Genomic DNA, 13019 nt, shown 5'->3' on the forward strand with positions numbered 1-13019 from the left:
AGCCGCACGTCATATCGGTCCCCGGCCGCCACGTTGCGAGCCCTCCAGGGTGGATGAGCGGCGCCGACCGGCGGTCCGTGCGCCTCGCCCTGATGGCGTTGCGAACCCTCCAGGGTGGACGAGCGGCCGGAGACGCGCGGCCCACCGGCCCGCGATCCGGCGTTGCGAACCCTCCAGGGTGGATGAGCGGCCGGCCTACCTCGCGAAGTACACGACCAAAGCCGCCTCGTTGCGAGCCCTCCAGGGTGGATGAGCGGCCACGCGGGCTTCCTCGAGTCGCTGTCGGCCAACACGTTGCGAGCCCTCCAGGGTGGATGAGCGGCCCGGTCTGGGCCTGGCGGATGGCGCGCACGGCCGCGCGTTGCGAGCCCTCCAGGGTGGATGAGCGGCCGGGGAGATCCGCGAGATCCGGTGGTGAGCTAACACGTTGCGAGCCCTCCAGGGTGGATGAGCGGCCTTGTGCAGAAACGAAGACTCTCGGGCCGGGAGCGGGTTGCGAGCCCTCCAGGGTGGATGAGCGGCGATCTCGCCGCCTACGTATCCGAGGACGGCGACATGTTGCGAGCCCTCCAGGGTGGATGAGCGGCGCCTCAGTGGGAGGAGGTCCGCGTAGAAGAGCGGTAGTTGCGAGCCCTCCAGGGTGGATGAGCGGCCCGAGGGTAAAGCCGCAGGTCACTCCCTGCTTCGGGCGTCCCGAAGAAGGGGTTTCTGCAGCGGACCGGCGGTTGTGCGACATCGCAAGTCAGACGCTTGCGCCGGTGGTCATAGGACAGGGCCGCCGTCCATGAACTCCTGGCCGATGGACTCGGTCTGCACGAGGTGCGGCGTCTGCGTCCGGTAGATGAGGACGCTGTCGTAGGACAGGTCGATGACCTGCTTGACCTCCTCGGTGAACGACCGGTGCTGGGCCGCGGACAGCTCGCCTTGGAAGACGCTGCGCTGGACCCAGTGCAGGTAGCGGCGGCAGGTCTTGAGGATGCGCGGGTTGCGCTCGGCCAGGGTGTCGTAGACGACGACCACGAACATGCGTCACCACCAGGGCCGGAAGGGCTTGTACGGGGTGTCCTCCAGGCAGAGCCGCACGATCTTGAGGGCTTCGAGGTGGATGAGCTCCTCGTAGCTGACCTTGCGCTTGAGGGTGCGGTGGTAGACGGTGCCCGCGAGCTCCGTGCGCAGGAGTTCGGCGACCTTCTTGCGCCCGTCCTTACTCAGCGAGGCGCGGGCGACGTCGGACTCGAAGTCGGACTGGCGCAGCGTCTTCTGCGCGGCCGCGCGGCGCAGCAGGCGCTCGGCGAACAGCGGCTTGAAGGGTTCGGCCAGGTCCAGGGCGAGGGTGTTGCGCCGGCGGTCGGTGTCGGCGTGCAGGAAGCCGACGGCCGGGTGCAGCGGCGTGCACCGGAGCGCGGTGAGCATGCGCGCGTAGACGATGCTGTTGACGTAGCTGACGAAGGCGTTGCCGGCGTTGCTGGGTGGTCGGCGGGTGCGGCCGTTGAGTCTCAGCCAGGGCGGCAGCAGGGTGTCGAGGACCGCCCAGGCGCTGCGGCGGAAGTTGCCTTCGGCGCCCATCAGCTCACCGCTGGACTGGGCGGTGGGCAGTTGCGCGGCCAGGGTGCGCAGCGGGGCGTCGAGCAGATCGGTGTCCAGGGCCCATGCAACGTTGGCGGCGGTGGCGGCGACGATGGCGCGGCCCGCGGCCAGGCGGCGTTCGGGGTCGTCGGTGACGGCGACCTGGCGGCGCAGCGCCAGGGCCGAACTCATGCCGTCGTCGGCGGCGAGGGAGCCGGTGTAGTTGCCGTAGTGGTCGAGCAGGTGCACGGTGATGTCGTGGCGGCCGAGCAGGGACACCACGGAGGTGTTGACGTCGACGTGGTCGAAGGCGACGAGGTCCCGGATGTCGGTGACGGGGATGCGCACGGGCGTCTGGTCGGGCCGCTCGATGCGGATGCTGTTGTCCTCGCGGCGGATGCGGCAGGGCTCGGTCAGCCAATAGGTGCGGGCAGAGGCGGTCACGAATCCCCCCAGCAGTAGTCGCGGTAGGAGCAGCCCCGGCACCGACCGCGCGGAAGGCGGGGCGCCGGCCGGTCGGCGGCGATGGCGTCGCGGGCGGCCTGCTCGGTGGCTTCGGCCTCGGCCCGGGCGGCCGCGTCCCAGGGGACTTCGGTGGTGCGGCGGATGAGCGGGTAGTGCACGACGCCGCGGGCGACGGACACGCCCATGCGGGTGAGCAGCAGGCAGTAGTGGCGGACCTGGGCCTGGTGCTGCGGTGAGGGGGTGCGCGAGGACTTGGTCTCGTGGACGACGGCGCCGGTGGTGACCCAGTCGATCTTGGCCTCGCCGAGGTCGACGTCGCGCCGGCGGGTGTAGGTGGTGGCGTCGACGGCCTCGCCGAACGCGACGGTGGTGCTGCGCTGCTCGGGGCGGTAGCCGCCGCGGGCGTAGAGCCAGAGCTGGCGGGGGCAGTGGAGCAGGTACTTGATGTGGACGCCGCCGATGCCGCCGTCCGGGTCGTCGTCGGTCACAGGATCGTGCCTCCGGATGCGGGCGGGGCTCCCCCGGTGGCCGCGGTCAGGTCCAGGCCGGTTTCGGTGTCGTAGGGCAGGTCGGTGGCCCACAGGCGCCCTCGGGTGCCGGGGACCGGGTGGAGGCGGCCGGCGGCGCGCAGGCGGGCGAACTGGGCGTGGCGGATGGGGATGAGCAGTTCGGCCGCGAGCAGCGGGTCGGGGGCGGCGCGGTAGGCGTCCTGGTCGTCGGTGTGCAGGATCTCCACGGTGTCGAAGGCTTCGTCAAGCCGGGCGGCGTACTCGGTGCGGTCCTCGAAGGGTTCGGTGAAGGTGAGGAAGTCGCGCTCGAAGTCGTCGCGGGCGCGGCGGGCGTCCTCGGCCCACTGGCGGCCCCAGTCGGTGGCGTAGGCCAGGCGCAGCCAGGTCTCGATGGTGTCCTCGGAGACCTCCGGACCGGGCGCCTGGTGCAGGGCGTGGCGGGCGGCCTCGATGGCGCCGAGGTCGTAGGGGCGGTGCAGCGGGCGGTTGTCGGGGCCGGTGCCGGGTTCGTGGACGCGGAACTCGACGGGGCCGTCGGGGTGGCGGCCGCGCCGGTTGACGCGTCCGGCGCGCTGGGCCAGCGCCTCGACCGGGGCGAGTTCGCTGACGCCGCGGTCGAAGTCCAGGCACAAGGAGACCTCAAGGGCCTGGGTGGCGACGACCAGGCCGCCCCGGCGGCCGGTGTCGCCGGGGCGGCGTTCGGGGTGGCGGTGCAGGATGCGCCGTTCGATGTCGGCGCGGTCGCGTGCGCGGAAGCGGGAGTGCAGCAGGACGGCGGCGTCGGGGTCGCCGGGCCGGCTGCGGCGGGCGTCGGGGGCGAGGCGCTGGTAGAGGTGCTGGGCGGTGGCGACGGTGTTGGCGACGATGAGGACGCTGTGGCCCTGTTCGAGCCAGCCGGTGACGCGCTGCAGGGAGGCGGCGTCGGTGATGGGCCGCTCGTCCAGGGCGAGGCGGTGGCGGTCGGGGGCGGTGCCCGGGGGTGCGGTGTGGACGGCCGCGGTCCGGGTGAGGCTGGGTGCGTGGTCGGGGGTGCCGTTGATCAGGGCGAGCATGGGCGGGGCGAGGGTGGCCGAGAGGACGGCGACGCGGCTGCCCAGGCGCTCCCACAGCCGCATGGCCGCGCAGATGCGGCCGAAGGTGGCCGGGTCGTAGGCGTGCAGTTCGTCCAGGATGATGACGGCGTTGGCCTGTTCGAGCAGGACGCTGGAGTAGCGGGGGCCGGCGATGGCCGCGCGCAGCAGCTGGTGGGGGGTGGAGACGCGGACGCGCTGGGCGAACAGGGACGTCATGACCCCGGCCTGGGCGCGCGCCTTGGCCGCCGAGGCGGCCGCGGCGTCGGGGCGGGTGGGGCCGTCGTCGCCGGTCATGTCGGTGAGGAGGGTCTGGGCGGCGGTGGCGTGCAGCACGGCGATGTCGGGCCGCCGGTGGCCGGGGGCGGCGACGAGGCCGTCGGCCAGGCGCCGGCGGGCGGCGTCGATGGAGGCCCGGTAGGGAAGCACCCAGACCAGGCGCGGCCGCCCGGGCATCTCCTCGACCTGGCGGGAGGCCCAGGCCAGGGCGGCTTCGGTCTTGCCGCTGCCGGTGGGTGAGCGCAGCACCAGGTGGCCGCTGGTGCCGGCGGCGGCCTTCTGGTGGGTGTAGGGGTCGGCCAGGGTGGCCAGGTAGTCGCCGGGCAGGGGCATGTGCGTCTGCAGGGCGACGCCGGCCGAGCCGCAGTGGTCGGCCAGGGTGAGCGCGCCCTGGGCGAGCACGGCGACCAGCCCGTCGTCGGGGGCGAGGGGGCCGGACCAGTCGGTGTCGAGGCGGGTGAAGGCGTCGCGGGCGATCTCCCACATGCGGCGTCCGCCCATGGGGTGGGGGCGGGTGCCGAGCCGGTCGGCGTACCAGCCGAGCAGGGCCTCGTGGCGTCTGCGGGGGATCTGGCCGCGCGGCTGGCCGGGGAGGGCGGCGGGGTCGGTGCCGAACTTGGCGTTCCAGTCGGCGGCCGGCGAGTGCAGTTCGCGCAACCCGGAGGGGCCGTCGAGGGGGCGGTGGTGGAAGGCCACCGCGGCCGCGGCGAGCCGTCGTGCGGAGGGCGGCAAGTGGCCGGTGAGCAGGTCGAGGTAGGCCAGGGAGAGGACCTCGTGGCGCTCCCCCCACCGCGCGGTACCGCGTAGTTGGCGCTGGAAGCCTTCGGCGACCTTGCCGGCGTCGTGCAGGAGCGCGGCGGTGCGCACGGCGGGCCAGAAGTCGGAGCGGTCGGCGAGGACGCCGGGGGCGGCGATGCGCTCGGCCACCGCGTCGGCGGCCTCGTGCACGGCGCGGCTGTGCTCGGTCAGGGTCTCGGGTCGCCCGTGGGCGGAGTAGGCGGCCGATTTGGCCCACACCCCGGTGAGCGCGGCGGGTTCGCCCCGGCCTTCGGGGTGGGGGTGGTGCAGCCAGACGGCCTGGTCGTCGGCCTCGTCGCGGTAGGCGCCGGCGACCGGTGCGCGCCCGGCGGGGTCGGGGCACCACAGGAAGTCGCCGTAGCGGGTGTCGGATCGGTCGGGGCTGACCGTCTCGGCGAGCCGCAGCGCCTTGGCCTGGGGCGCCTCGTGGCCCCCGGCGGGGGCCAGGGCGTGGCCGATGACGGCGTGGTCGGCGGGCAGGAGCGTGGTCGCGGTGAACGAGCGGATGTGCACCAGGTCCTGGGAGCGGCCCAGCCGCAGCGGCCACACCGGGCGCCGCAGGGCGGCGGCGAGGCGTTCGGCGTCGGGGTCGACCACCCACAGGCTCAGGTGCACCCCGGCCAGGAAGGGGCGGTCGCGCAGCGTGGTGCCGCCCTTGCCCGCCCGCACCCGCCCGGCCACGGCCGGGTTGGAGCCGTCGGCGGCGACCGGGTGGAAGGTCTCGGCGTCGGTGCCGGTGCCGTCGGCGTGCGCGCACATGCCGATCGCGACCGGCTCGGCCTCCCGGCCGGTGGCCGCGGCGAGCATGCCCCGGACGGTGGAGGGCGGGGGCACGGGCAGGCAGCGGCTCACCCCCGGGAACATCGGGTCGCGGAACGACGCCGCCGGGGCGTAGAGCTCGACGCGCACGGCGCTGACGGGGGTGCGCGGGGTGGCCGGGGCCATGGGGGTGCTCACCGCTGCGGGTCGTCGAACCAGTGGTCGACGCGTCCGTCGCGGATCTCGGCGGCCAGGTCGCGCAGCACCGGCCGGGGGTGGCCGATGTGGACGGTGCCGTCGTCGATGAGTCGGCTCGCCTGGTTGTGGAACTCCTTGCGGGCCCGGTCGCGGAACCCGGGCCGCCAGCCCAGGCGCACGGGCCCCTCCCACTGGCCTTCCCAGGCGTCCAGTTCGTCGGCGAGGACGTCGCCGCGCACCTGCAGGCCGGTGCCGTCCTCGGCGCCGGAGACGACGAAGCCGAGCGGGTTGACCCCGCCGGCCATGGGCACCACGGCCACCAGCGCGGGGGTGCGGTCGCCGTAGTGCAGGGCCTTCTTAGCTCCGCCGGCGAGGTCGGCAATGGCCTCCAGCAGCGCGGCCACCCGGTCGCGACGAATCTCCAGCGGCAGGCGCAGGGCCTGGCGGCCGCGGAACCGGACCACGGTCGCGCCGGCCTGGACGGCGGCGGCCGCCTCCTTGGCCTTGTTCTCGTCGATGTAGTTGGCCTTGCCGCCCTCCACGGTGAACGTGCCCACGCGGGGCAGGTCGAGCAGGAAGGGGGCGGCGAGGTCGGCGGTGTAGAACTGGTGGGAGTGCAGGACGGGTTCGTCGATGCCGCGCGACATGACGCCGAAGTCCTCGCGGATGCGCACCGGCTCCACCGACATGAACGTGCCCACCATGAAGGGGCTGTCGCGCAGGGTGGTGGCCTCGTTCTTGGCCTTGGTGGCCTTCATGTAGCCGAACAGGTCGTCGTCGGCGAAGGCCGCCGGGTCGGCCGCGGTGGTGGCCTTCTGCGCCTTGCCTTGGGCCTTGCCCACCCGCTCGACGGTGGAGGGCACCGATCCGGCGGCGGTCATGGTGTCGCGCACCCACCGCCGGAACGCCTGCGCCGACACATACGGGTAGGTGGCGCCGCGCACCCGCGCCTGCTTGACCGGGGTGGTGGTGCTCTCGCCCCGGCCGTTGTTGGGGGCGCCCGCCTCGATCGCGAGCACGATCTTTCCCGCCAGGTAGCTCATCAGGTGAAGTCCTCGTCGTTGTCGTCATCGGACAGGGGGTCGGGGCCGTCGAAGTGGGGGTCGGCCTGCTCGTCCTCGGAGGGCTCGTCGGCCTGCCCGTCGGCCAGGGCCAGTTCGCGCCGCTTCAGTTCGGCCAGGACCTGGAACCACAGGGCGGCGCGCAGCCGCCAGCCCTGCGTTCCGGCGGCCAGCAGGTCGTCGATGGTCTCGGCGGCGTCGACGGGCTGGGCCCCGTTGAGGTAGAGGCGGGCGCTGGCGGTCATCAGCAGCTTGTGCAGCGGGTAGGCGCTGCCGGAGGCGCGCCGGTACTCGTTGAACCTGCCGCGGCTGGACTCGGCCGTGATCCAGTCGGCCAGCATGTGGGCCAGCGGCTGGAGCCGGGTGGTGTCCATCGCGTGCATCACCTCCAGGTAGACGGCGAGCAGGGTTCGCCGGTCGTCGATCTGCTGCGGTGTGAGGGTGTCGAGGTCGGTGCTGCGCCGGAACAGCTCGGAGACGAGCCGGTCGCGCGGCGCGAGTTCCGGGTCGAACAGGGTGCGGGCGGCGGCGGTCGCGCCGCTCAGGACGGTGCGCCCGGACGCGTCGGTCCGGTGCATCGCGCGGCGGAGATCTGACCAGGCCCGCCGACACGGCGGCATGGTGAGCATGCGGGCGAGGAACGGGGTCACCCCGCCCCGGGTGGAGGTCACCCGCAGCCACGGCTCCTGGTTGTCGTTCTTGAACATCCACAGGGTGGCGGGCGCCGGAGAGGTGAGGGCGTGTTTTCGCAGCGCCCGCAGCGCCACGGCCTCCGGTCCGACCCCGGCGGCCAGGGAAGAGAACCCGAGTTGGCGGATGCGGTGGGCACGCTGGACGTTGCGCGCGACGAACTCGCGCTCCACGCGCCCGTCGGCGCAGGTCAGCACCGTGGCCGACCCCGCGGTCAGCCACGCGCCGTAGGGCAGCGCCCAGGCCGCCAGCCGGCACCCCCGGCAGACCGGCCACCCCAGCGACCGGGGCGGCAGCACGTTGATCGCGCGCACCGAGTCGAACATGGGCAGCGTGGACTTCGACCACAGCACCGTGCACTCCTGGTCGCAGAACACGCACGGGCGCACCGTGTCGCGCCCCTGGTCGGGGCCGAGGAGTTTGTGCATCTCCGCGCGCATCGCCGTGCGGTCGCGCTCGCGCTTGGCATGGGTGGGCTTGGAGTTGGGGTACAGCGCGAAGAGCACCTTCCACCAGTCGTAGCCCGCCTGGCCCGGGGAGGCCGTCGCGGCGAACGCGACGTCACCGGCGATGCGCTCCGCGGCACTCTGCAGATCGCCGGCGTCGAGGTCCTCGGGGCGGTCGCGCCCGGCCAGCTCGGCCAGGGCCAGCGCGCCGCACCGCTGGATGGGGTGGCCGCTCAGCCGCAGGGGCGACGCGGGCGGGGCGGTGGCCGTCATTTCACCCACCCGAACCCCTGGTTGGTCGCCAGGCCAAGACCCCAGTCGTAGAGGGCGTCCAGCAGTGCGGGCGCGGCGTGCACCCGCACGGTCACCGGGGCGCCGATGCGGAACCCCTTGGCCGTGCGGAACATGCGGCGGTGCCCGGCTTGGACGACGTCGATCTCGACATCGGAGGGCAGGCCCAGGACGTCGGCCTTGTGCCGGCTGTTGTGGACCAGGCGCTCCTCATAGCCGGGGTCGTCGGGCAGGAGGAACCGGTCCTCGTGCTTGACCACCACCGCCGAGGCGGTCTCGAACACCGCCGTCCCCGCGGAGTGGTCGGGCGCGGTCTCCAGCCGGACCCCGAGCACCTCCAGCGGGGCGCTGCCCCACCGCAGCTCGCCGCATCCGCCCAAGCCGGCCAGCAGGCACCCAGCGATGCGCGGAACCGGTGACCCCAGCCGCAGCATGCCCTTGTCCGACGTCGCGTAGACGCCTTTCTTGCGCGGTGCCCCCGGGAACACCGGCGGGCACACCCCCAGCGGCCGCAGACTGCTGCCCTGCCACCCCGAATCGTGCAATTCGGCAGCAAGCTCCGCATCCTGCCCGCGAATCAGCTCATAAACCACCCCGCGCGCCGCACCGTGCACCTCCGGCCACGCCAACTGCGGCGCCTTCGCCGCCACATCCACCCAGAAACGCATCTCCACCCACCATCGCTTTCGCGGATGCCGCCATTGCTACCAGCAGCCGACGACAATTGATGGAAGAATCCGAAGTGCAGCCGGAACCGGCCAAGACTCCGGGTGAACAATGTCCGACTATAAGCGTTTTGCGGGCATGCATGCAGCCTGAAAGCATTGAACCCTTTTGGGATTGCAAAGATGCATCTTGGGGCGCAGAGCTCAAGATGTTCCCGTCATCACCCCTTGAGGGAAAAGTCCGGTCGTGGCCGTCAAGGTCCGATCCTTGACGGCCACACCAGCCAGGGGTTGCGATCCCTCTAGGGATGATCAGCGGCCGGAGGAGGCGCGCGCCAGGCTCGGCGCGCTGGTGTTGCGATCCCTCTAGGTATGATCAGCGGCCCGCACCCCTGAACCGGTGCTGTCCCTCGCGGTCACGTTGCGATCCCTCTAGGGATGATCAGCGGCGGGGGAGCACGCCGGCGCCGAGGGAGGAGGCGAGGTTGCGATCCCTCTAGGGATGATCAGCGGCCATGCGGGCGTACACGGACCGCAAAGACCGCGCCAAGTTGCGATCCCTCTAGGGATGATCAGCGACCCCGGTATGACCGCCGTGACGGCCCGGGGCGACATGTTGCGATCCCTCTAGGGATGATCAGCGACCCGAGACGACATCCCCCATCGCCTACACCACCGCGTTGCGATCCCTCTAGGGATGATCAGCAGCCTGGGCGTCGACACCCCGAAGACCCACGGCAGCATGTTGCGATTTCTCTAGGGATGATCAGCAGGGGCGATCATGGCGTGGGCGTGGATGTGGGGGGCCCGTTGCGATCCTTCTAGGGATGATCAGCGGCCGTCGAAACGTTGATCATTCCCGGCCTGCTGCAAACGTTGCGATCCCTCTAGGGATGATCAGCGGCCCGCCAAGGTCAGCAAGCCGTGGGAGGAGGTCAGGTTGCGATCCCTCTAGGGATGATCAGCGGCCCGGCCAGACCTGCGCGGCGTAGCGCCGCGCCACGTTGCGATCCCTCTAGGGATGATCAGCGGCCGCCGGTGGCGTCGGGGGCGTACTCGCGCAGAGCGTTGCGATCCCTCTAGGGATGATCAGCGGCGCCCATCTGCCTACCCTGAGTGCGCACGCGATGTGTTGCGATCCCTCTAGGGATGATCAGCGGCCCGCCGGCCGTTCCGTAGACCGGGCGCACGTAGCGTTGCGATCCCTTTAGGGATGATCAGCGGCCCGAGGGTAAAGTCGCTGGTCGGAGCACGTCTCGGGTGACCGAATCCAGCGACTTTTGTAGCGGACCGGCGGTTGTGCAGCGCCGCAGGTCAGACGCTTGCGCGAGCACTACTGCGGAAACCATGAACCGCCTGCCCTTCGCGTCAGCGAATCGCGTCGAATTTCCTGTGTACTGCCTACCCGGTGTGGCGCCTGTTCTGGCGAAGACCCTAGCCCTTGCTGCGTACAACAGGCGGCCGGCGGCGGCGCGAGCCGTTCACCCCCGCTGAGGCTACGCGTCCAGGGGTGAGGCACTCGCGTGCAGTTCCTCCACTTCGCGGACCCCACGGTAGGGGTCCAGGCGTGGCAGGAAGCCGTGGGCCAGCGCGATACAGCGGGCGGCTCCGGTCTCCCTCGCCGTGTCGAGTGCGCGGTGCGCGGTGACGGCGGCGCCGGCCACCTGGCCGCGGTCGAGGGCGGCGTGTGCTGCGTAGACGCCCATCACCGCCCGGGTCCGGGTGCGGTGTTGGGGAAGCAGGGCGAGTCCTTCCTCGATGGACGCCGCGGCTGCCGCCGCGGAACCGAGGTCGCGCCAGCATTCGCCGGCGTCGGCGGCCAGGTCGGCGGGTGACATCCACGCGCACCACGTGTCGTCGTCGCGGGGAGCGCGGGAGAGCGCCCGCTCGGCGGCGCTGACCTGTGTCTGCGTCGCTTCGGCCTCGCCCAGGCGGGCGTAGGAGCGGGCCAGGCGCAGGTGCAGCAGCGCGGTCGGGCGCGGTTCGCGGGTGCGGTGAAGGGCCTCGGTCAGCAGGCGGACGGCCGTGCCCGGACGCTCCATCCACGTGCACTGGTAGGCGAGGTCGGCGAGAAGGGCCGGGCCGAGCGCGGGGTCGTCGGCGGTGGCGGCGGCGCGCAGCCCGGCGGCCCAGAACCGCTGTGCGCCCGCGTGCAGCCCCTGGTCGAAGGCGATCCATCCGCGCGCTTGGGCCAGGGTGGCGATGGCGGTGTGCAGGGCGGGCGAGCGGCTTCCGGCCGTGGACCGGGTCAGGCGCACCGCGGAGTCCAGGTGGGCGTCGAGGACGCGGGTGGTCTCCGCGGACGGTTTCGCTGTGGACAGGCGCCGAAGGTCGGCCGCGTGGGCGCAGAGCCATTCCGCGAGGTCGGCGCCGTCCCGGTGCGGGGGTCCCGCCTCGCCGGCGGGGAGCCCGGCGGCCGTCGCGGCCAGCGTGGTCAGGGTGGAGCCGGAGATGACGAGGAATCGGCGGCGGTCCACAGCGGCTCCCAGGAGATCCTCGAGCGCGGTGCGCCCGCTCAGCTGATCCGACGACTCGGTTGTGCGCAGGGCTGCGGTGACCTCCGGCAGGGAGGTGCCCAGCACGTCGGCCAGGAGCCGCCGGTAGAGGTGGCTGGGCAGGACGCCGCGCTCCCATCGGGAGACGGTGTGGCGGGTGACGGGGCACTGCTCGCCGTGTTCCGCGGCGGCGCGGCGCAGCGCCCGGGCGAGGTCGGTCTGCGACCACCCGCGGTCGTCGCGGGCGCGGGCGAGGGGATGGCGGCGGTCGGGGGCGGGTGTGTCCACGGCCGAGGTGTACCCGCCGCAACACCCCCGGGGACGCCGCCGCACCGAAAAGCCCCTAAGAAGCCCCTAGTTGTCCACGGGACAGCGGGCCGCCGGGTGCGGCGTAATGGTGAATACCGCAGCCGCCTCCACCCGGGCGGAGGCCCGGAAACCCGATCCAGGAGGTGAGAGCGTGGCTACACTCCGCCAGATGAACACAGCTTCCACTTCCGCGACCACCGAGGCCGAAGCGGCCCGTGACCGGATGATTGCCCGGTTGCGTGAACTCGGCGCACTGCACTCCCCCGCCGTAGCCGAGGCGTTCCGGTCGGTGCCCCGCCACGCGTTCACCTGCGATGCCGCGCTGGACCAGGCGTATGCGGCCGAGACGTCCGTGGTGACCAAACGCGACGCCGCCGGCGCCGCCCTCAGCTCCGTGTCGGCGCCGCGCGTTCAGGCCCTCATGCTGGAGCAGGCCGGCGTCGAGGCCGGCATGCGGTGCCTGGAGATCGGCTCGGGCGGCTACAACGCCGCTCTCCTGGCCGAACTCGTCGGGACGGACGGGGAGGTCACCACGCTCGACATCGACGCCGAGATCACCGGGCGCGCCCGCCGCCTGCTCGACGAGGCCGGATACACGCGCGTGAACGTCGTGTGCGCCGACGGCGACGCCGGCGCCCCGGCCCACGCGCCCTTCGACCGCATCATCGCCACCGCCGGGGCCTGGGACATCCCCCCGGCGTGGATCGACCAGCTCACCCCCGGCGGGCGGATCGTCGTCCCGCTGCGCGTCCGCGGCCTGACCCGGTCGGTGGTGTTCGAACGCGAAGGCGACCGCCTGGTCAGCCGCGATCTGCAGTCCTGCGGTTTCGTCCCGATGCTGGGCGCCGGCGCGCACCCGGTGCGCCTGGCCGCGCTGCACGAGGACGGCGATGCGGCGGTGGCCCTGCGCCTGGACGAGGACGAGCGCGTCGACACCGGCCTGCTGTCCGCCGCACTCGCTTCCCCACCGGCCGCCGTGTGGTCCGGCGTGGAGATCGGCGGTGAGGAGCCCTTCGACGGCCTGGACCTGTGGTTGGCCTGCACAAGCGGCCCGGCCTTCGCGCTCATGGTAGCAACGAAGGCGGCCCGCGCCGCAGGCCTGGTCGCCTCCGCCTCCCCGGTGGGTGTGGCGGCGCTCGTCGACGGCGCCTCGTTCGCCTACCGCACGGTGCGCCCCGCGCAGGCCGCGGACGCCTATGAGTTCGGGGCCCGCGCCCACGGCCCGGACGGTTCCTCTCTGGCCGCACGCCTGGCCGACCGGATCCGGGAATGGGACCGCGGGCACCGCCACGGCCCGGGGCCGGTGCTGCAGGTGCACCCCGCGGGAACCCCGGACGACCGGCTGCCCTCGTCCGACCTGGTCGTGGACAAGACGCACACCCGCATCACGATCTCCTGGCCCTGAACCGCTCAGCGGC

9 protein-coding genes and 2 CRISPR repeat arrays are annotated in these 13019 nt (G+C 72.8%); of the genes, 1 reads left to right on the plus strand and 8 read right to left on the minus strand.

The features are described 5' to 3' along the window. Nucleotides 1-31: 31 nt before the first annotated feature. Nucleotides 32-654: direct repeats of the CRISPR family, unit length 32 nt; unit sequence CGTTGCGAGCCCTCCAGGGTGGATGAGCGGCC. Between the two features lie 108 nt (nt 655-762). The 8 genes from cas2 to NT8_RS09255 all read right to left on the minus strand — a co-directional run bounded on the left by cas2 (nt 763) and on the right by NT8_RS09255 (nt 11580). Further along, nucleotides 763-1026: a CRISPR-associated endonuclease Cas2 gene (gene cas2, locus NT8_RS09220; RefSeq protein WP_067966326.1), complete on the minus strand. Its 264-nt coding sequence runs from the start codon at nt 1024-1026 to the stop codon at nt 763-765. A 3-nt stretch (nt 1027-1029) separates the two neighbouring features. Next, entirely contained in the window at nt 1030-2010 is a 981-nt protein-coding gene (cas1b, locus tag NT8_RS09225) for a type I-B CRISPR-associated endonuclease Cas1b (RefSeq protein WP_067966328.1), read from the minus strand. Continuing rightward, nucleotides 2007-2519, minus strand: coding sequence for a CRISPR-associated protein Cas4 (locus tag NT8_RS09230; RefSeq protein WP_067966330.1), 513 nt, complete (start codon nt 2517-2519; stop codon nt 2007-2009). Before NT8_RS09230 ends, cas1b begins: the two co-directional genes overlap by 4 nt. Next, a complete protein-coding gene (cas3, locus tag NT8_RS09235) occupies nt 2516-5644 on the minus strand; it encodes a CRISPR-associated helicase Cas3' (protein WP_245646098.1) in 3129 nt (1042 codons plus the stop codon). Before cas3 ends, NT8_RS09230 begins: the two co-directional genes overlap by 4 nt. Beyond that, nucleotides 5641-6687, minus strand: a complete 1047-nt coding sequence (cas7i, locus tag NT8_RS09240; protein WP_067966331.1) for a type I-B CRISPR-associated protein Cas7/Cst2/DevR — start codon at nt 6685-6687, stop codon at nt 5641-5643. The genes cas3 and cas7i overlap by 4 nt, the downstream gene beginning before the upstream one ends. Beyond that, entirely contained in the window at nt 6687-8114 is a 1428-nt protein-coding gene (locus NT8_RS09245; protein ID WP_067966333.1) for a hypothetical protein, read from the minus strand. The genes cas7i and NT8_RS09245 overlap by 1 nt, the downstream gene beginning before the upstream one ends. Continuing rightward, nucleotides 8111-8800 carry a CRISPR-associated endoribonuclease Cas6 gene (gene cas6, locus NT8_RS09250; RefSeq protein WP_067966335.1) on the minus strand — a complete coding sequence of 230 codons (690 nt, stop codon included), beginning with the start codon at nt 8798-8800 and terminating at the stop codon, nt 8111-8113. Before cas6 ends, NT8_RS09245 begins: the two co-directional genes overlap by 4 nt. Nucleotides 8801-9087: 287 nt before the next feature. Beyond that, nucleotides 9088-10022: direct repeats of the CRISPR family, unit length 30 nt; unit sequence GTTGCGATCCCTCTAGGGATGATCAGCGGC. Nucleotides 10023-10293: 271 nt separating this feature from the next. Continuing rightward, on the minus strand, nt 10294-11580 hold the full coding sequence (locus tag NT8_RS09255) for a hypothetical protein (protein ID WP_067966337.1): 1287 nt from the start codon (nt 11578-11580) through the stop codon (nt 10294-10296). 190 nt (nt 11581-11770) lie between these two features. Here NT8_RS09255 and fxlM point away from each other — a divergent pair, with 190 nt between their 5' ends. Further along, the gene (gene fxlM, locus NT8_RS09260) at nt 11771-13006 is read left to right on the plus strand and encodes a methyltransferase, FxLD system (protein ID WP_067966339.1); all 1236 of its coding nucleotides are present in this window, start codon (nt 11771-11773) and stop codon (nt 13004-13006) included. Nucleotides 13007-13019: the final 13 nt, after the last annotated feature.

It is taken from the genome of Nocardiopsis trehalosi NBRC 14201, from assembly GCF_001552555.1.
Lineage (GTDB): Bacteria > Actinomycetota > Actinomycetes > Streptosporangiales > Streptosporangiaceae > Nocardiopsis_B > Nocardiopsis_B trehalosi.

Bases quoted from the DNA above. Each gene is read 5' to 3' on its own strand.
- cas2 (WP_067966326.1), bottom strand. From the start codon at position 1,026: ATGTTCGTGGTCGTCGTCTACGACACCCTGGCCGAGCGCAACCCGCGC.
- cas7i (WP_067966331.1), bottom strand. From the start codon at position 6,687: ATGAGCTACCTGGCGGGAAAGATCGTGCTCGCGATCGAGGCGGGCGCC.
- NT8_RS09245 (WP_067966333.1), bottom strand. From the start codon at position 8,114: ATGACGGCCACCGCCCCGCCCGCGTCGCCCCTGCGGCTGAGCGGCCAC.
- cas6 (WP_067966335.1), bottom strand. From the start codon at position 8,800: ATGCGTTTCTGGGTGGATGTGGCGGCGAAGGCGCCGCAGTTGGCGTGG.
- fxlM (WP_067966339.1), top strand. From the start codon at position 11,771: ATGAACACAGCTTCCACTTCCGCGACCACCGAGGCCGAAGCGGCCCGT.